General features: G+C 60.7%; 17 protein-coding genes. 5 read left to right on the plus strand and 12 right to left on the minus strand.

Annotation, left to right across the window (positions count from 1 at the left end; all coding sequences use genetic code 11):
• Positions 1 to 150: 150 nt before the first annotated feature.
• Entirely contained in the window at positions 151 to 2016 is a 1866-nt protein-coding gene (locus SH292x_RS20365) for a lamin tail domain-containing protein (RefSeq protein ID WP_442482863.1), read from the plus strand.
• 663 nt (positions 2017 to 2679) lie between these two features.
• Here the strand turns inward: SH292x_RS20365 and SH292x_RS20370 are convergent.
• A complete protein-coding gene (locus SH292x_RS20370) occupies positions 2680 to 5859 on the minus strand; it encodes a choice-of-anchor D domain-containing protein (protein WP_442482864.1) in 3180 nt (1059 codons plus the stop codon).
• Between the two features lie 189 nt (positions 5860 to 6048).
• Between SH292x_RS20370 and SH292x_RS20375 the strand changes: the two genes are divergently transcribed.
• On the plus strand, positions 6049 to 7155 hold the full coding sequence (locus SH292x_RS20375; protein WP_442482865.1) for a TIGR03032 family protein: 1107 nt from the start codon (positions 6049 to 6051) through the stop codon (positions 7153 to 7155).
• A 143-nt stretch (positions 7156 to 7298) separates the two neighbouring features.
• Here SH292x_RS20375 and SH292x_RS20380 read toward each other — a convergent pair whose 3' ends face one another.
• Complete coding sequence (locus SH292x_RS20380; RefSeq protein WP_442482866.1) at positions 7299 to 8210, minus strand: hypothetical protein; 912 nt, start codon at positions 8208 to 8210, stop codon at positions 7299 to 7301.
• Positions 8211 to 8982: 772 nt separating this feature from the next.
• Between SH292x_RS20380 and SH292x_RS20385 the strand changes: the two genes are divergently transcribed.
• Positions 8983 to 10032 carry a hypothetical protein gene (locus tag SH292x_RS20385; protein WP_442482867.1) on the plus strand — a complete coding sequence of 350 codons (1050 nt, stop codon included), beginning with the start codon at positions 8983 to 8985 and terminating at the stop codon, positions 10030 to 10032.
• 37 nt (positions 10033 to 10069) lie between these two features.
• Here SH292x_RS20385 and SH292x_RS20390 read toward each other — a convergent pair whose 3' ends face one another.
• Both SH292x_RS20390 and SH292x_RS20395 read right to left on the minus strand, forming a co-directional pair.
• Positions 10070 to 10780, minus strand: coding sequence for a DUF4272 domain-containing protein (locus tag SH292x_RS20390; RefSeq protein ID WP_442485874.1), 711 nt, complete (start codon positions 10778 to 10780; stop codon positions 10070 to 10072).
• Between the two features lie 219 nt (positions 10781 to 10999).
• Positions 11000 to 12139, minus strand: coding sequence for a fatty acid desaturase family protein (locus SH292x_RS20395; RefSeq protein ID WP_442482868.1), 1140 nt, complete (start codon positions 12137 to 12139; stop codon positions 11000 to 11002).
• A 287-nt stretch (positions 12140 to 12426) separates the two neighbouring features.
• Between SH292x_RS20395 and SH292x_RS20400 the strand changes: the two genes are divergently transcribed.
• Positions 12427 to 13821 carry a beta-ketoacyl-[acyl-carrier-protein] synthase family protein gene (locus SH292x_RS20400; RefSeq protein WP_442482869.1) on the plus strand — a complete coding sequence of 465 codons (1395 nt, stop codon included), beginning with the start codon at positions 12427 to 12429 and terminating at the stop codon, positions 13819 to 13821.
• Between the two features lie 102 nt (positions 13822 to 13923).
• On the plus strand, positions 13924 to 14571 hold the full coding sequence (gene pdxH, locus SH292x_RS20405) for a pyridoxamine 5'-phosphate oxidase (protein ID WP_442482870.1): 648 nt from the start codon (positions 13924 to 13926) through the stop codon (positions 14569 to 14571).
• Positions 14572 to 14585: 14 nt separating this feature from the next.
• On the opposite strand, the gene SH292x_RS20410 is transcribed toward pdxH, so the two are convergent.
• From SH292x_RS20410 to SH292x_RS20445, 8 genes are all read right to left on the minus strand, one after another.
• Positions 14586 to 15614 (minus strand): sigma-54 interaction domain-containing protein, encoded by a 1029-nt coding sequence (locus tag SH292x_RS20410; protein ID WP_442482871.1) that lies wholly within the window; start codon positions 15612 to 15614, stop codon positions 14586 to 14588.
• A 338-nt stretch (positions 15615 to 15952) separates the two neighbouring features.
• On the minus strand, positions 15953 to 16783 hold the full coding sequence (locus SH292x_RS20415) for a PEP-CTERM sorting domain-containing protein (RefSeq protein WP_442482872.1): 831 nt from the start codon (positions 16781 to 16783) through the stop codon (positions 15953 to 15955).
• A gap of 158 nt (positions 16784 to 16941) precedes the next feature.
• Positions 16942 to 17763: a PEP-CTERM sorting domain-containing protein gene (locus SH292x_RS20420; RefSeq protein ID WP_442482873.1), complete on the minus strand. Its 822-nt coding sequence runs from the start codon at positions 17761 to 17763 to the stop codon at positions 16942 to 16944.
• A gap of 106 nt (positions 17764 to 17869) precedes the next feature.
• Positions 17870 to 18778 (minus strand): PEP-CTERM sorting domain-containing protein, encoded by a 909-nt coding sequence (locus tag SH292x_RS20425; protein WP_442482874.1) that lies wholly within the window; start codon positions 18776 to 18778, stop codon positions 17870 to 17872.
• Between the two features lie 140 nt (positions 18779 to 18918).
• Positions 18919 to 19713, minus strand: coding sequence for a PEP-CTERM sorting domain-containing protein (locus tag SH292x_RS20430; protein ID WP_442482875.1), 795 nt, complete (start codon positions 19711 to 19713; stop codon positions 18919 to 18921).
• A 139-nt stretch (positions 19714 to 19852) separates the two neighbouring features.
• Entirely contained in the window at positions 19853 to 20617 is a 765-nt protein-coding gene (locus tag SH292x_RS20435) for a PEP-CTERM sorting domain-containing protein (protein WP_442482876.1), read from the minus strand.
• A 109-nt stretch (positions 20618 to 20726) separates the two neighbouring features.
• Positions 20727 to 21542, minus strand: coding sequence for a PEP-CTERM sorting domain-containing protein (locus SH292x_RS20440; RefSeq protein ID WP_442482877.1), 816 nt, complete (start codon positions 21540 to 21542; stop codon positions 20727 to 20729).
• A gap of 136 nt (positions 21543 to 21678) precedes the next feature.
• Complete coding sequence (locus SH292x_RS20445; RefSeq protein WP_442482878.1) at positions 21679 to 21876, minus strand: hypothetical protein; 198 nt, start codon at positions 21874 to 21876, stop codon at positions 21679 to 21681.
• Positions 21877 to 21939: the final 63 nt, after the last annotated feature.

A 21939-nucleotide genomic window follows, 5' to 3' on the forward strand; every position in this document is an offset into this window, starting at 1 on the left:
GGCTATTTGTTAATGCTGCGTAAAAGCTTCGTGAATTATCGGCGAAGTGCGGGTTACGCTGCTTGTCCGAACTTGATTCGTGCATCAGTTTGGGGCCTTGCGCACAGGGTGCGCGACTTCGAACTCGGATTACGGAAGTAAGGAACGTCGGTGGAAACTGCGAACGGTTGGCGAGGGGTGCGTTGTGCATTGCTCAGTGCGGTGATGTGTGGGACGTGGCTGCCGAGTTCGGCGAGCGTGATCATTTCGGAGATCATGTACAACCCGTATGGCAGCGATTCGCAGACGGGGACCGGCGCGTTCAACAAGGAGTGGGTCGAGCTGTTCAACACGGGCACCGAGGCCGTGGATCTCAGCGGCTGGTACTTCGGCGATTCGCAAGATGGCGACTACGCTTCGCCCTTTCCTGCGGGAACTTTGCTCGCGCCAAAGAAGGCACTCGTGGTAACCGGCGACGCGGCGACGCTCGACGCGCAATGGGGGACGGGGCTACCACGCGTCGAGGTCGATAACTTCCCGGTGTTCGCCAACACGCCATCGATCTCGAATGAGATCGCGGCGCTACGCGACAACACCGGAGCTTTTCGCGATCTCGTGAACTTCGAGGCCGGCGGGCTCTGGCCCGTGGTCGATGGCAGTCATGGGCAGAGCATCATGGTGGTGCCGCGAGGCCTATCGCAGTCCGCAAACGATTTGGGAATGAACTGGATTGCCTCGACAACTGGCGTTTACGGTTCGCGGTATCGCCGCGCCGGTGATCTCGGCGAAAACCACGCGTCGCCGGGCGTCGTGGTTACCGAGTCGCAAGCGCCGTTTGCTCCGTCGCCGGACGCGGTGTGGTCGATCGCCGTGATACCGGATTCGCAGAACTACGTGAAGTCATCCCAGCATCGCGAGGGTTTTACGCAGATGACGGAGTGGATTCGCGACCATCGCGAGGAGTTCAACATCGGACTGGTGCTGCACGAAGGGGACATCGTCAACAACAACGACACGAACGATCCCACGAGTGGCGACCAAACAAGCAGCCAGCAATGGGCCAACGCGCAGACCTCGATGAAGGTGCTCAATGGCCACGTCCCCTACGTCATGGCGGCCGGCAATCATGACTTTGGTCCCACGAATGCCGAGAATCGCAACACCGAGATCAGCAATTATTTCCAAGCAAGCGACAACCCTCTAGTGAATCCGGCGTTCGGTGGCATCTTGAAGGGGCAGATGGTCGCGGGGCGGATCGAAAACTCGTACTACGAAATGACGGCGCCCGATGGCCGTCCGATGTTGATCGTGGCCCTGGAGTGGGAGCCTCGCCCGGCGACGGTCGACTGGGCCAACACGATTGCGTCGAAGCCCGAGTACGCCGACCACACGGCGATCTTGCTCACCCATGCCTTCATCAACGGCACGGAGCAGCGCTACTCGAATAGCCGCGTTGCCGCTGACGCTGACGGGCAGCAATTGTGGACGGAGCTGGTTCGTGGCAACGGCAACTTCGAGATGGTGTTCAACGGCCACTTCGGCGATGACGGCTCTGGGTACGTTGGCTCGACCGGCACCGAAGGGAACTTCGTCCATCAGATGTTTTTTAACGCCCAGCACCTTGGCGAAGGGGGTGGTGGTTGGATGCGGCTGGTTGAGTTCCTTGAGGATGGAAAAACGATTCGCGTGCGGACCTTCTCGACCGACACCGAACTCGAGCGGACCAACTCGGCGAACCTGTTCGAACTGCCCATCACGCCGTTCGTTGCGGGAGACTTTAATGACGATGGGCTGGTGAACCTGGCGGACTACTCGGTGTGGCGTGACGCGCTTGGTTCCACGAATGGGGCAGCCGATGCCAATCGCGACGGCAAGGTGGATGGGAAAGACTACGCGATCTGGAAAGTGAACTTCGGCCGCAGCACGGAGAGTGCGCGAGCGAGCGGCTCTCAACAGGTGCCCGAGCCAAGTGCGTGGTTGACGTTGGCGGGAGTCGCACTCATGTCGCTGGCGTATCGGACGTCGAGGAGTGCTTGAACGGAAGGAAACGAAGCGAACAGAGGCAGGAACCGATAGCAGATGCCGGGAGTCTGGGGTCGAGTTCCACGAGCCCCCAGACGTTCGGGGAATGAACCACAGAGGGCACGGAGGACACAGGAGAAGGGAGAACCGCTGATCTACGCTAATTGGCGCTAATAAGAAGAAATTGATTAGTGAAAATTAGCGTCGATTAGTGTTCCGAGATTCTTAGTTCCGTTTGTTTCTTGTTCAGAAGAATAGGACGCGGATTTGGGTGGAGACAACGCGAGCGTGGAAGAGATGAAGAGAGTTGGGTTAACGGCAGGGAGATTGTAGAAGATGTCGGGTGGCTGGGGACGAGTTCTGCGAGCCCCCAGAGGTTAGGGGTGAACCACATAGAGCACGGAAGCCACAGGAAGAGGAGGGGAACACTAATCTTCGCTAATCGGCGCTAATAAGAAGAAATTGATTAGCGTGGATTAGTGTTCCAGAATTCTTCTGTATTTCCTTATGTCTCAATCACCCCACTTAATTCGCGGTGATTCGCGTTATTCGCGGGTAGACTTCAGAGTAGTTTAGTGAGCGTGGCTTGGTTCTTTCGGGCTCGGAGAGCCCTCCCACAGTTGTTCGCCCTTCCAACGTTGCTCGCCCTCCCACAGGTTTCTGTAGTTCCTACCCCAACTAAAGCTCTTCGAAGGGCGACCAGTTTTGGAAGGCGAGGTCGCGGGCTTTGTCGGTTGCGTGTTCTTCCTTGATGGGGGACGAAGCTGTTGTGCTTTCGCGTGAAGAGAGGGTGCCCGAACGGAGCAGTAGCGTGGCGTCGACTCGGGTAATGGTTGGCGACTGCGTGGCCGACGATTTTGTAAGGGGTGCGTTTAGGCTGCTGCCGACCAGGGAAGTGCTGCTCGCAGCGAGGGGCGAGGTTTTGGCCGCTGGGGTCGTCGGCGCGTCGGATAGCTGTGCTGGAGCTTCGGCCGGTACCACGGCTGGGGATTCGATCGCGGAAACCGCTCCGGCGGAGGCTCCGAGGTTGTCGCGCCAGATGGTGTAGTCGGCCAGGTTCACCACGCCATCGCCATTGCCATCGGCGGCGCGGTTGGTGCTGCCAAAATTGGACTTCCAGACGTTGTAGTCGAGCCCGGTGACTTCGCCGTTGCCGTTGTAGTCGCCGGGCAGGACGACTTGGCCGGTGATGGAAAAGGTGAAGGGACTTTCGTCGGCATCGTTGCTCGTGAAGCTGACGACGCCCGACTTCACACCGAGTGTCGTGGCGTTGAGTCGAATGCCGATGACGTCGCTAGCCCCGGGGGCAAGCGTGCTGGTAAGGGTGTTCGAGATCGTGAAGCCCGCAGGGACGGTGAGGTTCGCCAGGTTCAGCGTGCTCGAGCCATCGTTGCGGATGGTGAAGGTGCGGACGAAGCCCGCGGTTCCCTGAGCGATGAACCCGAAGTTGGTTCCATCGTCGAACGACGGGGTGGCGTCGCCATCGACGATCACGTCGCCAAGACCAATGACGGTGAGCTCGGGCTCGGTGGTGACGCTGCCGGTGATGGCGAAGTTGTAGGTGGTCTCGCCGGGCGAATTCGTAGTGAAGCTAATATTTCCCGACTTGGTGCCTGCGGTGGTGGTGAGCAGGCGGATGGTGAACGTGTCGCTCGCGCCGGCGGCCAATGAGGCGACCAGGCCGTTGACGATCGAGTAACCGGTCGGCACGGTGAGGGCACTGAGCGTGAGCGTGGCGGTGCCCCGGTTGAACACGGTGAAGATGCGATCGACCGTCGGGCCCCCTTGCGCGGCGGAGCCAAAGTTGGTGCCGTCGCTCGCGTCCGGCGAAGTATCGCCATCGAGGATGACGATGCCATTGCCTTCGACCTCGGCGTCGGGCGTGTTGGCGACCGTGCCGGTGATGCGGAACGTGTAGGGCGATTCGCCCGCGGAATTGTTGTTGAACGACACGTTGCCGGCCTTGGTGCCGAGCGTGGTGGTTTCAAGCCGGATGGTGAAGGTGTCGGTCGCGCCAGGTGCGAGTGACGACGACAATCCTTCGGTGAGCGTGAAGCCGGTCGGGACCACCAAACCGCTGAGCGTGAGCGTGCCGGCCCCCGTGTTGGTGACGGTGAACGTGCGACTAACCGTCGCGCCACCCTGTGCGGCAGTGCCGAAATCGGTGCCATCGGCGACGCGTGGCGTGGTGTCGCCATCGGTGATGAATATCTCCTCCCCGAAGACCGCCACGTCGGGTGCTGCGGGGTTCGAGAACCACGCGACTTGATCGCCGGTGAGCGACACGGCAACGATGTCGAGCGTGCCATTGCCATCGATATCGGCGATGAAGGCGTTACGGGGGGCGGTGAACGTGATAGAGTCGAGCAGCGAGAAACTTCCACCGCTGTTTGAATAAGCACGGATTTGGCCGGCCTCGGCGAGGGGGACCACGACGTCCATGTCGCCATCGCCATCGATGTCGGCGACTTGCGGAAACACGGGGCCGTTGATGCCGTTGGCACTGTTGGCGATGTTGATCGGACTGCTCCAGCTTCCGCCCGAGTTGTGGCGGATCCAGACGATCTGGTCGCCATCGAAGTTCGACACCACGACGTCCATGTCGTTGTCGCCATCCATATCGGCGACAAAAACGCCATAAGCTCGATCGGCGGTGCCGTTGGAGCCCGCCAGGACGGTGCTGCCGAGCACCCACGGCGTGGTGTTCGAGAAGGGGCTTCGGGCGCCATTTACGACGGGACTCTCGTAGACTGCCACGCGATTGCGATTCCGCTCGGCGGTAACTAGATCGACCCAGCCATCGCCATCCACGTCGGCCGCGTAGATGTCGGACAGACGGACCGAGACGCCAATCGCCGTCGGATCAAACACCAAGGTGCGGAACGATGTCTGAAACATCTCGTCCACGTTACCGATGTTGCGATGCAAGTTGAGTCGATCGTCGTTGAGCGATGCCGAGGCCAAGTCGTTGCGGCCATCGCGATCGAAGTCGGCGATGATGACGGTTTGCACGCCTTCGAGGCCACTAGCAACCAATCGCCGCGTGAAAGAATTGGTGCCGATGGAACCGAGATTCTGCAGCCAGTAGACGGAGTTCTCTTCGGACGACGAGACGGCAATGTCGATGTCGCCGTCGCCATCCAGATCGTCTGCGGCGAGACCCATCGAGAAAAGTTCGTTCCCGCTAATGCTGGGGATGGTGTTGATGACGGTGCGAGTCCACGAGCTGGTGCCTCGCTCGAACACGGTGATGCGGCCGTCGATGTACGAGGCGGTGATCACTTCGAGATCGCCATCGCCGTTGAGGTCGGCGGTGATGACGTCGAAGGGGCCGTTCATTTGGCTGCCGGTGTAGATGTTCTGCACCGCGCCGAAGTCGCCCGAGGCCTTGGTGGCGGGGTCGATGAAGAGTTGGTAGTCCTCGACTTCGCCGCCGGTGACGCTGCCCCCCTGCCCTACCCCGGTGATTTGAGTGCTGACCCGGAAGCGCGAATTCACCGGCCCGCCATCCGCCCAGCTCACGGCCCAACTGGGGACATCGAATTCCAGCAGGTGCGTGCCCACCGCGAGCGAGACGGCATCGAAGATGTGTTCGTTGGGGCCGCTGAACGAACCATCGCCATTGAAGTCGATCCAGGCATCGAGCCGCGCCGCGGCGTTGCCGATGATCACTTGTACTTCGGCGTCGACCATGCCGACGCGGACGTAGCCGAACTGGACGCCATTGTCGTTGTAGTCGGGCCCCAGCCGCGGGCCGGATTGAGAATGAGTGGCGACCGGATAGGGCGACGTGTCGGCGGTAACGGACAGGAGTTCACGAGACTCGAGAACTTCGACGCCAAGTTTGCGTGCGTACATGAATTCGCTCCCCTGGCCTCGCTCGTCGAGCAATTGCTCGCGAAAATTGGTCTCTCTTGCCCGACCATGATGATAGTCGAACGCTGCGGAGGCGTCGAACAATTGGTGAAGGGCGAGCCGGGATGATGAAAGCCGTGGGCAAAGCTGGCACCCGATACGTGGGGGCGAGTGGCCGGTATACTTTGCGGGGTGAACGAATCTGCTGACAACTCGAACCCTGAATCCGCCCGGCGGCAATGGCAGGGCGTGCCGTCCGCGGGCTTCACCGACTGGCTCGCCGAACTCGACATCAGCCTGGCGGTGACGACCTATCAAGTCGGCAAGCTGCTGCTCGTCGGTCGGGACACCCAGGGCGAGATGGCGATCAGTTCGCGAAGCTTCCGCCGGGCGATGGGCGTTTGGACCGATGGCGACATCATGTGGCTAGCCACGGCGTACCAGGTTTGGCAGTTTGCCAGTCAGTTCGACCACAAGGCACGCCGGGCGGGTTACGACCGGCTGTTCGTCCCCCGCACCGCTTACACGACGGGCGATCTCGACCTGCACGATATCGCGGTGGACGCCGCCGGTCAGCCGGTGTTCGTGGCGACGCTGTTCAACTGCCTGGCAACCGTGAGCCACACGCAGAGCTTCGCCGAAACATGGCGGCCCCCGTTCATCACGACGCTGACGTCCGAAGACCGCTGTCACCTCAATGGCGTGGCGATGGTCGAAGGCCGCGCGAAGTTCGCGACACTCTGCCACGTGAGCGACACCAGTCGCGGGTGGAAACAACACCGCATGCATGGCGGGCAGTTGTGGAGCATCGACGACAGCGAGCCCGTTGTCACCGGCCTGTCGATGCCGCACTCGCCGCGTTGGCATAATGGGCGGCTGTGGCTCTTGAACTCGGGCGTGGGCTATCTGGGCTACGTCGATCTCGCCCTGGGAAAGTTCGAACCCGTGGCGTTTGTGCCGGGCTACGCGCGCGGGCTGGCGTTCGTGGATCACTACGCCATTGTGGGACTATCGAAACCGCGCGAGCAGAATCGTTTCGGCGGACTTGCGCTCGACGACGAACTCGCGGCACATAACATGGCACCCTACGCGGGTCTCGCCGTCATCGATACCACCTCGGGTCAGATCGTGCACACGCTGGAGTTCACCGGCAGCATCGCCGAGTTGTACGACGTGGCTGTACTACGCGGCGTCCGCCGGCCAATCGCCTTGGGTCTCTCGCCCGACGAACTTCGCTACAACGTATGGGCCGAAGCCGATGGGAACCGCCGCCACTGGCGGCGCACGCCGCGGAAGTGAGCATAGTACCTCCATACTCCGTATGGAGAAGCGGAGGAAAGGGTGATGCAATTGGAGACGATGCGACCCCTGGACATTGCTCGTTTCCTGACGACGAACGCTCGCCCCGAATTCTGGCGAATCCGGCTACGTTCGTTGCACCTCTAAAACCAAACCCGCAGCCCGATCATCGGACCCTGGATCTCTACGTCGCCGATGCGGCGGTAGTCGTAGCCGCCGTAGACTTCGCAGCGGTGGATCATCATGCCCACGGTGCCGGCAGCGTGTAGGTGTTCGGCGTCGCCCAAGGTGCCGAGGTCGAGTTCTCCGGACAGGACGAACGGATCGCAGGGGGCGTAGTCGGCCTTGAGCGTGACGTTGATGCCGGCATTGGTGTCGTACGAATCGCCAAGCCACGCCACGCCCAAACCCGCGCGGAACAGCAACTGCTCATTCTCGACGAAGCGATACAGTAGGTCGATCTCGCCGACGTGCAGTTCGTCGTGCCCGCCGCCGGCGAGGTCCTCGGCGTACGAGTCCCAGTCGAAATCGATGCCGAGTCCGCTCTCGCCTTCGAGCAAAAAACTAAATCCGGTGCGATCGATATCAGCAAAGTCGCTGCCTTGCTCCACGCCGATCCGTCCCGACCAGCTTTGGCCCGCTCCCGGGGAGCCGACCAGCATGAAACCGTGCGACTCGTGGGCGTAAGGGTAGGGGGCGAACTGCCGGTCGAATGCCGCGGCGAGCGACGGGCCGAGCGGTTCGATGTAGGTGGGGGGAGCCTCAAGCGTCGGCTCGACCAGGTAGACCGGCTGCGTAACGACCACCGTCTCGACGACCGGGGGAGGGCAGGGCTGGCTATACGCGAACCAGCCAAAGGAACCGCAAGCCGGCAGGCAAGCATCGCAACTTCTATCGCGATGGCGGCGATCTCGTTTGCGGCCGTTGGGCCGAGCTTCGCTACGGACCTCGTCGCGAGCGCGGGAGAGCGTGCCGGCCGATTCGCGGCGATCGTCTTCGCGTACTTCGACGCGGGCTCCGGACAACGTCCCGGCGGACGCCGAAAACGTCGTCAAAGACAATGTAAGAGCCAACAACCACAACAACCCGAGGCGGCACATGCTAGCAATCCGTTGCCAGAGAAAACGAAAGAAGGTTCGTTTCGCTCTTTAAGCAGACGGTGTACCGCGCGTCCCCGCAGGTGGGGCAACTCCTTGCACAGTGAGTACTTCGGGCGAAGTCTAACTGGATCGAGCAGGTCGCGAGTGTCATCGAAACCGCGGCGCAGCACGACACCGACGCGGCGCGGAATGAGGGCGCGACGGGAGCGCGCAGCAGCATTCGGCCAACATCGTTGTGTGAGGCGTTCGAGACTGGACGCGGGGCAGATGGCCCAAGGCGCGCCCTTCGGAAGGCGGTGCTACGCCCCCTAGAGATTACTTGCGGTGGCGAATCTTCGCACGCATACGCCGCTTTTTGCGACCCAGTTTGCGACGACCCTTACCTGACTTCTTCGTACCCAAGCTGAAGCTCCCGTAGATTGGAGGTTGCGGAATATGGTGAACCTTGGATTCTAACGCAGCCACACACGATGCCGCAAGGTGACCGATTTACCGCCGCTGTGAGCGAAAACGAGCGAAACATGGGGTGCGAAAGGCCGCCAATTTCAATATTCGGAAGCCCGCTCCTCGAAATCGATCTTGCCCTAAGTCGTGATGTCCCTTCATAATCCGCTTGCTCAGACAGGCGTGCTACCCGAAATCCGGCTAAAAACCGACCCACCAGGGTTCCTACCGCACGTCCAGTAACACCCCGCTAGTTATACTCTGTCCAGGGAGGGATTGAGTGATGACCCAAAAGTGTTCCATTGTTTGGGTGCTCGCAGTCGTCTCGTTAGTCGGCTCCGTCGCCCCGCCAGCCTCAGCCGAAGGCCTACCCGCCATTAGCGGTACACTTACCGCCCTGGTGGGCGAACTGACTAGCCCGCAGTATTTCCTGCGCCACCCGCATCGTGATCCGCGGCCGTACATCGAGCCGTCGTTCGCGCTGTCGACGCTGTATCGAGCCAGCCGCCACATTGCCGGTGGCAACCTCGACGAAGCAGCCCGGCTGGCCAAGGAAGTGGATTGCGAAGTGGTGCGGTTCGTCGACAAAGAGACCAAGACCAACTACGTCCTCCTGCGCGAGGACCTCGACACTCTAGCCGAACCCCGCGGTTGGGGGTCCTACCTCTACAATCCAGCGGGCCAGGTGCCGGCGCTCGTCGAGGCACCGCACCCGATCGACGACTCGAATAGCGCGAAGGTCGCCACGATGGTGTTCCAGCGCGGGGCGAAGGGTCTGCTCTTGGCAGGTGCCCAGCGCGACAAAGCCGACGTGCCCGATCTGGTCGACTCGGTGTTTCATCAAGTCCACGTGGCGTGGGCCGAAGCACTTGGCCGCGCAGCGGTTTGGCAGATTCATGGCTTCACGATCGAGAAGCATCCTTTCCCCCCCGAGGCGAAGGCCATCCTCTCTACGGGCGGCGGCGAGGTGATCGACGAAATTGTCACCCTCAACAAACGACTCCAGCACCGTGGCATCGATAGCTACGCCTTCAATCGGCTAAAGCCCGAAGACGAACTGAACATTCGGGTGAACCAGCAAAACCCTGGTAAGCTCTTCGCCTCGCTCGGCGCTACGAAGAACGAGCAAGGCCGACACCTCCGCAGCACCGGCGGCACGTTCGTCCACGTCGAACTCGAAACCTCCGTCCGCCGGGACGAGAAACAACGCGAAGTGGCCGCCGAGGCAATCGCCGAAGCCATGCGCGAGTCGGCGCTGCAGAGAAACGTGGCCGAAGACGAGACGCCGACGGAAAGGGTGTCGCAAGCCGAGGCAGCGACGCCGCGGGCTTGAGGTTGCGTGGCGACCGTGTCTCACCTAACTCTGAATCTCACGTACTAAGCGCTGTGTCGTCCCAATCTACGCCTGGCGACAGAGCCCAGGTCAAAGCGTGGCGTCGCTCGTGGATAACGCCGCCGTTGACCAACGGGTGAAACTGTTGGGGAACAGTCGCATGACCAAGCTGCGCACTCCTGACGGCATTGTGCGCGCAGTAAAAGCGATCTTCCATTTCTACGACCTTTTGCAATGGCCGAAGCGTTTTGCTCGCCAGCCATGCTTTGAGATCTTGATCAAGGTTGCCGACGAATTGCGTGATCAACTCGCCGATGGCTTCGCCGTCCATCATAGTGCCGTCCGTTTTCGGCACTTGGTGGAAGCCCAGTATCCACGCAAGCGGCAGCATGTTCTCTAGCCGCCAACCCACCGAACCCATCTCCGTACGCCTTGCACGCCATCGCCACTTTCTCAAGGTGCCAATTTCCGCTGGGGCCATCCACTGCTCGAGTTGATTCCGTCTCACGCACTCTTTGATGGATTTGGTGGAGAACGCCCGCGATGGAGCGCTCACGTAGATGAAGGTGGTTGCGAGCGCCCAGAGGCGGCCGGCAATCTCGTTGCTCGGCCGAAGTGTCCCTGTCTCTTCAGCGGATCCCAGGGGTAACGATTTGGCCACCTGGAAACCTCTGGCTCCCAGCTCTTGTAGATTCGCTTTACGAATCGATGCGAAATCGATCTCAACGCTGGACATCCCCACCTCCATCGCGGTTGGAAAACCGCCAGAGTAGTAGATGGATACGAGTGGCGGCAAGCATTCGAACAGTGCGTGCTCGCTACGAACTACGTCCAGCCGCGCGGCCACGCCCTCCGTGAAGCGACGACTTTTCCTCGTCGATTCTTTACAAAGCTGGGAGCTCGCAGGGTTCGTCCGCCGGCATCCTTGCACGCGCCCCGTGGGTTCGGCTCAGCAGTGTAACATTTCCTACGCCACGCCCATCGGCATATGAAACTCGTCTTCCAATTCTTCCCGGACAGGCACGCGTCGCGGCATGGCCAGCCTTGCTGACTTGGAACCCGCGCGCTTCCAGAGCGAACCAAGTTCATACCTCAACGACGGGCTTTCGGTCACGCGGTACGGCGAGTCGGCGGGGAGCTCGGCCATCAGTCGGCGGTGGGCCTGAGCTAACGCGTGGTACGGGATGCTCGGAAACAAGTGGTGCAGGGCGTGGAACCGCAGACCAACAGGCGCCCATACCACGTTCCACCATGTGTGCGCGGGGTAGTTCACCGAGTCGACGAGCTGTTCGAGGAACGTCATGTCCTCGCCCTGCCCCAGCCACCGATGGGCCGACAGCGTGCGGATGGCGTTGATGGTCACCACTACCACGCCCGTCGCGTAAGCTTGGTACAGCGCGAACACCGGTTGGCGGCCGATGAGCACCAGCACGGCGAACGTCCAGATGAACAGGAAGCAGCCGACTTCCTGCCAGCGAATGGTCCGCAGCACTCGTTCCGTTGGCAGCGGTCGAAGATACATCGGATCGATCACCATGCTCGAGGCGTGGCGATGCACCCAGGTGCGAATCGACGGATGCAACCAAGTGAGCGGCGTGAGGATGCCGAACCGCACGATGGCGAGCGCCGGAATGATCAGGCTCTGCGCCAAGTAGCCGACGATCCACCACCGGCTGCGATGTGCCAGCGGCAGGTACTCGCCATCGTTCTTGGTGCCGTAGTGCCGGCGGCGGTGATGGTCGAGGTGCGTGTAGTAGACGAACGACGGGATGAGGAACGGAATGCCACACAAAAGGTTCCACACCACGCGGAAGCTACGAAACTTGTCGCCCGGCAGATGGACCAGTTCGTGAATGAACAGCCCCGCGCGATAGATCATCAGGCACGACAGGACAAACAGCCCGGCACGCAGGGGCCAGCCGAGCCACTCTTCGCGGACCATGCGATAGGCGGCGATGCCGATCACCCAGGTCGCGAGCAAGTCGGTCCAGTAGATCGCCGCTCGGGGGCGGAACTGATTGCCCACAATGCGGCGGGCTTCGGCCATCGAGAATCGACCACTGGTGGCGGCCAACAACTCGGCGGGGGACTTCGTGAGGGACTGCATAACGACTAATCGAGCCGGCAGTGTAAACTGCAGGCGCATCCAGGCGGGAGTTGGCGGGCGGGCCGGAGGCGTCCCCCGATCAGGGAAGCAGCCACCGGAGTTTTCTATGGCGAGCCGTGGCCGTAAGGCCCCGGGTAGCCGGGCGGGTCGGAGGTGCCAAGCTCGCGGTTCGCAGCGCGGGCATGGTACCTTCGCTACGATCGACATCCGGAGAGGGGTTTGTTGAGGGCCATCCCCAGGATAGGTAAACTGCAACGGTGGCGCAAACCGATCCTACCGACTGAGAGGTGTGGAGACGTGGCGCAAACGAGTGGCCCCGCGCCGCAGCGATTGCCGACGTAGATGTCGTGATTGCGACATTCCGAAGCAAACGCCACCGCGAACTCCTCTTCAACGGCACCTTGGACGCCCTGGTAAATCCCGCTTTGGACGACGTAGTCATTACCGGCATCGGCATTGTCTCTCCGATTGGCATCGGACGGGACGCGGTGCGCACTTCGCTCGAGGCTGGCACCAGTGGTGTGACGACCATCGACGACTACGCCAAGGCGGGCTGGATCGCGCCGTTCGGTGGCCAGGTCCGCGACTTCGACCCCAAGGAATACGTCACCCCGCGCAAGAGCCTGAAGGTGATGGCACGCGAGATTCAGATGGCGTTCGCCGCCGCAGAGCTCGCCGCGACCGATGCCGGTATCAGCGAAGGTGCGTTCGAACCCGAGCGGGCTGGCGTGGTCTTGGGTGCGGGCAGCATGTACTGCGACCTGGAAGAACTCGTCGAGGCGTACCGCACTAGCCAGACCGATGGCGAGTTCGATTATGCGAAGTGGGGGCACGAGGCGCAGCGACAGTTGTTCCCGCTGTGGATGCTTAAGTACCTGCCCAACATGCCGGCGTGCCATATCGGCATTCGACAAGACGCCCGCGGACCCACCAACACGATCCTGAACGGCGACGTTTCGAGCTTGCTCGCGATGGCCGAGGCAGTGCAAGTGATCCGTCGCGGCCAAGCCGATTTGATGTTCGCCGGCGGCGTCAGCACGCGATTGTCGATGACCGACCTGCTGTGGCACGGCGGCGCGCGCATGGCGAAGGAAGGCCTGTGGCCCGCGACGCTCAGCCGACCGTTCGATGCCGCGCGGACCGGCATGGTGATGGGCGAAGGCGCGGCGCTGTTTGTCCTCGAAACCCGCACTCACGCCGAGCGCCGCGGACGCAAGCCTATCGCGCGATTTGTCAGCTCGGCTAGTCGCAACGAGGCCACGACCAACTTCGCCGCGCCGAGTAAAGCGATCGCCAATGCCCTCGCGGCGGCGATCGAGCAAGCGAACATTCCAGCAAGCGACCTCGCGCACATCCACGCCCACGGCCTCGGCACGATTGAAGACGATCCGGTCGAGGCCTGTGCGATCGCGGAAGTGCTGGGCGGTGCCGACGTGCCGGTCACCGCGGCGAAAAGTTACTTCGGCAACCTCGGGGCCGGGGGTGGCGCGGTAGAGCTCGCCGTGAGTCTGCTCGCCGCGAACATGGGCGAAGTCCCCGCCACGCTCAATCACGAGCAAACCGACCCCGCGTGTCCAATTCGCGTCGCGGCCGAGCGCGAGCCGACAACCCGCCGAGCCTTCGCGAAACTCAACCACACGCCAACCGGCCAGGCCGTAGCGTTGGTGTTCGAGGCGGAGTAGAGTGGGGTTCTGTGCCATCCCGTGCTGCAATCGGTCCGCACGATCGCCACGAAGGGGCACGACAATTCACGACGATTCTGATTGCGCGTTGAGGCAGGGACGATGGAACTAGGAGATTTGAGAGCCGACTACGAACACGCCGGACTGAAGGAGACCGAGATGCTCGGCGATCCGGTCGACCAGTTCAAAGAATGGCTGCAGCAAGCGATCGACCATCCGCTAGGAGATTGGTTCGAGCCCACGGCGATGACACTGGCGACCGCCACGCCGGATGGAATGCCGTCGGCGCGGATCGTGCTGCTCAAGGACATCGACGCTAAAGGCCGAATGGTGTTCTTCACCAGCTACTCGTCGCAAAAAGGGGACAACCTAGCCGCGAACCCTCGCGCGGCGCTCTGCTTCTACTGGGGGCAGTTCGGTCGGCAGGTTCGGATCGAAGGAACCATTGAGAAGACGAGCCGTGCGATCTCCGAGGCGTACTTCTCCTCGCGCCCCCGTGCGAGCCAGTTGGGTGCCGTTGCGTCCGATCAGTCGCGCGTCATCGCCAGCCGAGACCTACTCGAGCAATCGCTCGCCGACGCTGAGCTAAAGTACGCCGGCGGCGCGGTCCCGTTGCCCGAAGACTGGGGCGGCTACGCACTGACGCCCGCGAAGTTCGAATTCTGGCAAGGACGACGAAACCGGTTGCACGACCGGATTGTGTATCGACGCAGCGGGGAGGCGTGGGCGATCGAGAGGCTGGGGCCTTAGGCGGATCAGTTCCCCTACGCCCGCGCCGCTTCGCGGCGATCGCGGAGGGTGAATCGCAGGAGGTTGTACTTCTCGATCTTGCGATCGAGTCGTTTGCGGTCGATTTTGAGAAGCCGGGCCGCCGCGCTCTTGTTGAGTTCCACGCGTTCGAGAGTCCGTGCGATGTGCTCGGCTTCGATGTCTTCGAGCGACTTCCAGTCGTCAACGAGTGACGCGGACCGCGCTTCGACGGCGACAGGCATCACACGGCTCGGCCCAGGGGCCGCAGCGGGTCGGCGGTTCCATAGGCGATCGAGCGCCTCGGCGTCGAGTTCGCTGCCGGGGCAGGCTAGGGCGGCCCGCTCCATGAGGTTCTGCAGCTCGCGGACGTTGCCCGGCCAGTGGTAGGCGAGCAGCACGTTCATCGCGCTGGGCGTGATGGTCTTGGCGGGCATGCCATTCTCGGCACACGCCTTGTGCAGCATGAAACGGCTGAGCGTCTCGATATCGGCCGGCCGTTCGGCGAGCGCGATCGTCGGGATCTCGATGACGTTCAGGCGGTAGTAGAGGTCCAGCCGAAAACGTCCGGCAGCCACTTCTTGTTCGAGGTCGCGATTCGTCGCGGCGACGATGCGGACATTAATCGGCTGCGGCGTCTGGCTGCCGACGGGCGTGACCTGGCGATCCTGCAAAACGCGGAGCAGCTTGGCTTGAAGATCGAGATCAAGCTCGCCAATTTCGTCGAGAAACAGCGTGCCACCCTGGGCAGCACGAAAGCAGCCGAGCGATTCGTACTCGGCACCGGTGAAGGCACCCTTCACGTGGCCGAACATCTGGCTGTCGAACAGCGATTGGGGAATCGCGGCGCAGTTCACCGGCAGAAACGGACCGTTCGCGCAAGCGCTTGCGGCGTGGATTGCACGCGCAACGAGCTCTTTGCCGGTTCCGCTAGGACCCGACACGAGGACATTCGCTTTGTAAGGGGCAACTTGCTCGATTCTTTCGAGCGTTTCATACATCCATGCTGACTGGCCTACCAGTCGAGGCAATGGGGTCGCGATCATTAGCGGCACCGGGTGGGAACATCGTAGGGTGCTTATCAAGGGTGGGTGGGCTGTGGTCTGCCGGGTTCCGGTTACGGCAGGCCGAAGGGCCGAGGCTTAGTTTAATAACCGCGCGAACGATTAGAAAGCATTCAATCCCAATAATGCCAAAAATCGCACCTGAGCGATCCTAATTTTACCTGAGGGGATGCGGCGAAACGCAACGAGGGACCAGCGGTTGCTGGCCCCTCGTCGTTGGTCGTATTTTCCCTAAGTCGTTGTCTTCATAAGCCTTAGAGATACTGAGCGTTGAAATAGCCCCGACCAAGCTTGGTCGGGGCTGCTTCCAAAAGCTTTTCTTACCCCTGGCGACGGCGACGCACCATGGCGACACCCGCCAAACCGGCGAGGCCGAGGAGGGCGACGGTCGACGGCTCGGGGACCGGCGTAATCTCGCCCAAGGTACCGATCAGCCAGCTCCCGCCGTTTCCGGCCTTCGAAGTTCCGATGCGGAAGTAGGACAGCGGTGTGTCCGAGAGATCGATGCCCATCGTTTTGCCGGCTTGAGTTCCGCCGACGACTCCAAAACCGGAGACCGCGCGAAACATCGACTCGCCATCGACGGTTACCGGATCATTGATGATCGCTGCCCAGTCGCCGGTCGGCACGGTGAAGATGCTGGTGTCGGCGAATGACAACGACTCGGCGACGCCGCCCGAGATGATCTTCGGACCAACAATCCATTCGCGGGTTTCACCGCCACGCTCGACATCTTCGAGCTGCATCTTAAGACCCGTCACGTCGATGGGCGTGTTGGTGCCGGTGGCGTAGAAACGGATCTCGAAGAACACGGTGTTCGGCGATCCCGAGGCGGGGCTGAAGTAAATGTAGTTGCCACCCGCCGGCGATGGTGGGTTGGGCAGATTCGGTTCGTCGGTGGTACCAAAGAAGCCGGTGTTGCCCGTATAGGCAAGATTCGGAGACGTCATTCGGAAGCCAACGTCGAAGCCACCGTTGCCCGGATTGGTGAAGCGTTCTTCCGCACCGTTAACGGCGAGGCTCGTTAGCCCCAGCACGCCATTAGGCAGGTCGCTTGTCGGGCCCCAACTAAGAACCGTGCCGGCTTGAGTTGAAGCGGTTGCTGCCAGCGCTACTACAATCGTCGCAATGAATCGAATGCCGTTGTTCATGACCCGTATCCTTGTTGCAAGTGCCGCCCGCTCGCTCCCCTCCGCAAACACATCCATGGAGCATCTCGAAGGCCACAGCGAAAAGTAGAGAGATAAAAAAGGCCGCTCACTCGTCCTGCCGTAGCAGATCGAGCGAGCGGCGTGAGAACTAGGATGCCTTAGGCTTGGCGACGGCGACGCACGATGGCGAGACCGGCCAGACCAGCGATGCCGAGGATGGCAACGGTCGAGGGTTCGGGGATGGCGTTGGGGTTGCCAACCACGTAGCCTTCGGCACCCGAGACGTAGTTGCTCAAGGTGTCGCCGAATACCCAGTTGAAACCGTAGGCAACGTTGGTGCCGAGTTCACGAGGAGCTCCGGTGCCAACACCGTTGCCACCAGTGATGTAGGCGGCATCCGGTGCTTCGATCACAAAGTTCGCAACGTCCGCGAAGGTCAATCCCATACCGGTCTTGCCGAGAGCGGCATGCACCCAGGTATTGTTGGTCCCACCATTGGCGGTTTCGTAAACCTTGACAGGTTCGTCTTGAATGTCGCTGAAGCTCAAGCTGTACTGCTTGTAACCATCAATGGTCGTCTCGAACAGCGGCTGAAAGCTGGGATTCGAGGGCTCGTTGGCGAGAACGGCGTACTGCATGCCGTCCGTAATCCAAATGTTGAAGTAGGGGGCAACGGCGGGACCCGAACCAGCCGTGAACCGGCTGGGATCGTCGTACCGCGTAATCGACAGGTCGGTGAGGCTTTGGATCGTTGCGCCATTGACGTCGTTGGAACCCCAAGCCGCTTTCTGACCACCTTCGCTGATTACGAACTCCGTGGCGTTGGGCACGTACGTGTTGTTGTTTTGGATGACGGGTGGGTTTCCACCGCCGCTGTTACGAATGACGTAGGGAACGAAAGCAGCCTGAGCGACACTGGTCGAGAGAACAACACCGGCGAGAACCAGGCAGCGAACGAGAGTTGCGAAGGAAGTGGTCATTAGTCGTATCCTTAGTTAAGTATGAATTCAGAAGTTGCTTGAAGATGGAATCTGTGTTGTAAAAGCCCCGGCCGCCGTAGCGGCCGAGGCCACTTAAGGGGTTTCTTTAGCCTTGGCGACGGCGACGCATCATGGCGAGACCAGCCACACCGGCGATGCCGAGGAGGGCGACGGTCGACGGCTCGGGGACGGTGCCAACAAACACGCTTCCCGACACATCACCATTCAGATTTCCAAGGGTGTTCTGAGCGACGGCCCAGCTATCCATTCCGAAAGTGAAGTCGACCGTGTAGAAGCCGGTGTGACCCGCACTGGTGTTTTCGAAGATGGCGTTGAACGAGCCGGTGACGGACGTTGGATCGAGATCCGATCGGTAGATGCCGGGCGAAACTGCCTGGCCGTCCAATCCGCTGAACAGGACATCCAACTCGTAGCTATGGAAAATGCCGCCGCTGGTCGCTGCTGCCGCGCCGTTGGTGGCTGCAGGCCAGAGTCTCGCGAATTCAGTAGCCCCGGCATTCGAACCGCTTACTTGAAGGTGATAGTCAGTGTAGACCCCGCCCTGCAAGTTGCTGAAAATACCGCTGCTCGTGGTGACCGTGTCGTTGCCGTCATCGTAAAGCTGCACGAAGCCGGTATTGGTATTGTTGGGGTTACCAAGTCCGCTCTGCGGGTTACCAGCAACGGTGGTGTAATACCAAGCGGTCATCAGGATGTTGATATCGCTGCCTTCCGGTGCGTAATCGTTAACCGTGTAGATCGCGGCATCCCGGAATGGTGTATTGTTAGGGGCCGCAGTCACTCGATCAGGTATGGCGTAGGTGCCCAGGGCGTTGGTCCCACTCTGAGCATCTGCCAGCGTGGCATACGAGGTGACCGAGCCCGTGTAAGATGCGACGTCGGTGATTGCCACGAAGGGGGCAGCCAGGGCCAATGGGCCGCTTATGATCACCGCAGCCATCAAGGCCACGATGGTCGAAGACAGTTTCTTCAGGTTGTGCAAATTGGTAGTCATTAGCGGTTTCCCTTAAGTCGAAGTTGCGAACTCGTCGAACGCAGAATGTTTTAAAGAAGTGATGAAGCAGTCGAATCGATACGCGAGAGTTTAAGAAAGCCCCGGCCGCCGTAGCGGCCGAGGCCACTTAAGGGGTTTCGTTAGCCTTGGCGGCGACGCACCATGGCGAGACCAACCACACCGGCGAGGCCGAGCATGGCGATGGTCGATGGCTCGGGGATTACGGTAGTCGACAGGTTGTCCCAGTAGATGTCGTAGGAGACGCCGATCTGCGAGTTGTGGCCTTGCAGAATCACGTTGCCGATCGAAGTGGTACCGTTGCCGGCGAGCATGGTCGTCGTTGCCGAAATGTCTCCCACGGTGTACTCAATCTCACCCGAAGGGAGGAGGGAGATGCCAAGCTCTTGCCAAGTGTCGTAGGCGAAGCCGGTCGGTAGTCCCAAGTCGATCCACACACCGTTGTCGTAGCCACGAAAGCGGGGGTTTGCTGCTTCCGAGGTGAATTCGAGAATGGGGTAGGCCGAGACTGCGTTGGCGTCGTCGAAACCAGTTCCCCAGAAACCCGCCATCCGAGCGTTGGAGGTTTCCCAAGTGGAGGGAATGTAGAGCTGGATCGACATTTCGCCGGTTCCGACTTCGAGGTCGTACTTGCGGCCTTGGGTGTTGTAGAACGCACTCGAGAATGCACCCGGACGGCTGTCAGCACCATCCGTTGCACTAATCGACTGTTGCAATCGCTCGTCGGTATCGAAAAAGACGGACGCGGTGAAGCCTGCCGGAGCATAGCGATCGGTGTACCAGACGCCAGCAGCCTGCGAGGGACCGGTCATGATTGGAGTGCCGAAGTCAAAAAACTGATCCGCCTTGACAGTAGCGGCCGCCGAGGCCGAGACAACGGCCAGAGCGATCGAAAGAATGTTCTTGGAGAAAGACATTAGCGTAACCCTTAAGTGCAAGTCGTAGAAAACTTGTATGAAGTAGTGGAGGGAATAGTTTGGGACCAGAACGGTTCGACTAAGGAAGCCCCGAAGAGCCCCGACCAAGCTTGGTCGGGGCTACGGGCGACTGACTCCGTTAGCCTTGACGGCGGCGACGCACCATCGCGAGACCGGCCACACCGGCGATGCCGAGGATGGCGATGGTCGATGGCTCGGGGATTACATTGGCACCTGCTGCATAGACCACGTCCGGGTTTCTTGCGATCGAGCCGACAGTGTTGCCAACGTACAGCTGCGAAACAGTGGCACCGTCCGCGATGCCGAGCGTCGAAAGGTCGAGGCCGTAGACATACACGCCGTAATCGGTCACCCCGTCTTCCCCAACTTCATCTCCGGTTAGAAAGTCGAGGACGACCACATCCACCCAGCTACCGGCCGTACGGTCCACGCTGACGGCCAGCAACTCAATCTGGTTGTTCGCGAGTGGATTGAGCCAGTCCGCTTCGGGCAGGCCCGGCTGGTTTGTTGTCGGTGCGTCACCGCTCTCGAAGAAGATCACGTCGATGCCGGCACCATTGGTCACCGGGTTGAGAAATCCGGCGAGAATGGACGAGCCTGGACCGGCGACCGTGGGAGCCGTATTGAAACTCAATCGTTCCTGCTGCTGGCCGGCGAGGTCTGTGTCGTTGCTTGAGCCCCAGTTGTAATCGAGCGCAAACAGGTCGTCGTAGTCGTGACTGACAACATTGAAACTTCCCGAAGAGCTGGTCAGCGACTTGACGGTCAGGTCGGTATCGACTTCATAGAGCCCGCCGACTAGAACCGTGCTGGCGTGGGAGGCGGCCGTGCCGAGTCCCAGTAGGACTGCGATAGCGGCGATCATGTATGGGTTGCGTTTCATCGAAAGACTCCTGAATCAATAATTGGAAGAATAAAGACCCCCCAGCGGCGTCGCGGGTCGCGACGCGATCGCTGGGGGTCGTGAGCGAAACACCTTAACCAGGATTGGCTTAGGCCCAGCGACGACGCAGGTAGACTGCGGTGCCGAACAGACCGGCGAGGCCGACCAGGGCGATCGAGCCCGGCTCGGGGACACGCTCGAAGTTGATGGTCGTCGAGACGCCGCCAGCCGTGACGGTGAACTCGTCCAAGTAGCCATCAAAACCGTTGGCCCATCCGCTGCCGGTCTCGAGAACGAAGCCCAGAATCGGCGACTCGTTGTAGTCGAACGTCGCGACCGAGCTGCTGGTCGGGTAGGTCGACCAATTGATCACGCCGCTGTTGGCCTGAAGGGTTTGCAGAGTCGGAGCACCATAGAAACCAAAGTTGGTGGTGTTCGAATCGATCATGGTAAGCTGATTAGTACCCGGGTCCGTGCTAAACGTGTTCCACTGATTAGCAGGATTGGAGAAGTTGTTGGCGTACAACCCTTCCCACGTCATGCGAACGCCGTACCAAGCCGCACCGTTATCCGAGATAGGATTGAAGGTAGGTACCGTGTATACGGTTAGGTACCAGTCGGGAGCCGAACCACCGGTGGTCGACTTCAGCGTGCTGAAACTCATCGACGAGATGTCGGTGATCGTGGTGGTGGGGCTCAGTCCCAGGTCTGCGAGCGAGAATGAAATGCTCGACTTAGCGACTCCATTGGCCTGCCACGATCCGGTGCCAATCTTGGCTTCGTCAAAAGTCGGAACCGCAGGCGCAGTGCCGGTGACCAAAGCTTTCGTGGCGGCGTCGGTTACAACCACCGTGGCGGCTTGCGCGAGACTGGTGGTGAGAAAAAGAGCCAGCGTACTGGCGAGCAGACGATGTTGCAGTGTCATTAGCGTATCCCCTTAATAAGATGTGCCAGGGCGGATGCCCTCTTGGCGAATAGGAAAATCTCAACCCCTCATCGCACTTTGTGTGCCAGTGAGGAATTCTGAGCGCAAAAGCTCGAGTAGGAACTTCTGCGATGCACTAAGCGAACTTGCGGCTCGCTTGCTTCTTGAAACTTGCGCTACGCGAGAAGCTCGGCGAGCCATTCGTGCGCTTCGACCGGCATAGACCCTTGCGGACGCTCTCGCGAGCCGAGCAGCGGTCGGGCCGATTCCATTTTTGAAAACGTGGTGCCTCGGCGAGGTCCAGGTCGTCGTCCATTTCTACGGTGAGGTTCATTAGACTAACTCCGGTATAGTGTGTAGATGAAAGTTGAAAGTGATTCGCAGTGGGTGGGAGGCC

The organism is Aeoliella fuhlenseeensis (genome assembly GCF_052161615.1).
Lineage (GTDB): Bacteria > Planctomycetota > Planctomycetia > Pirellulales > Lacipirellulaceae > Aeoliella.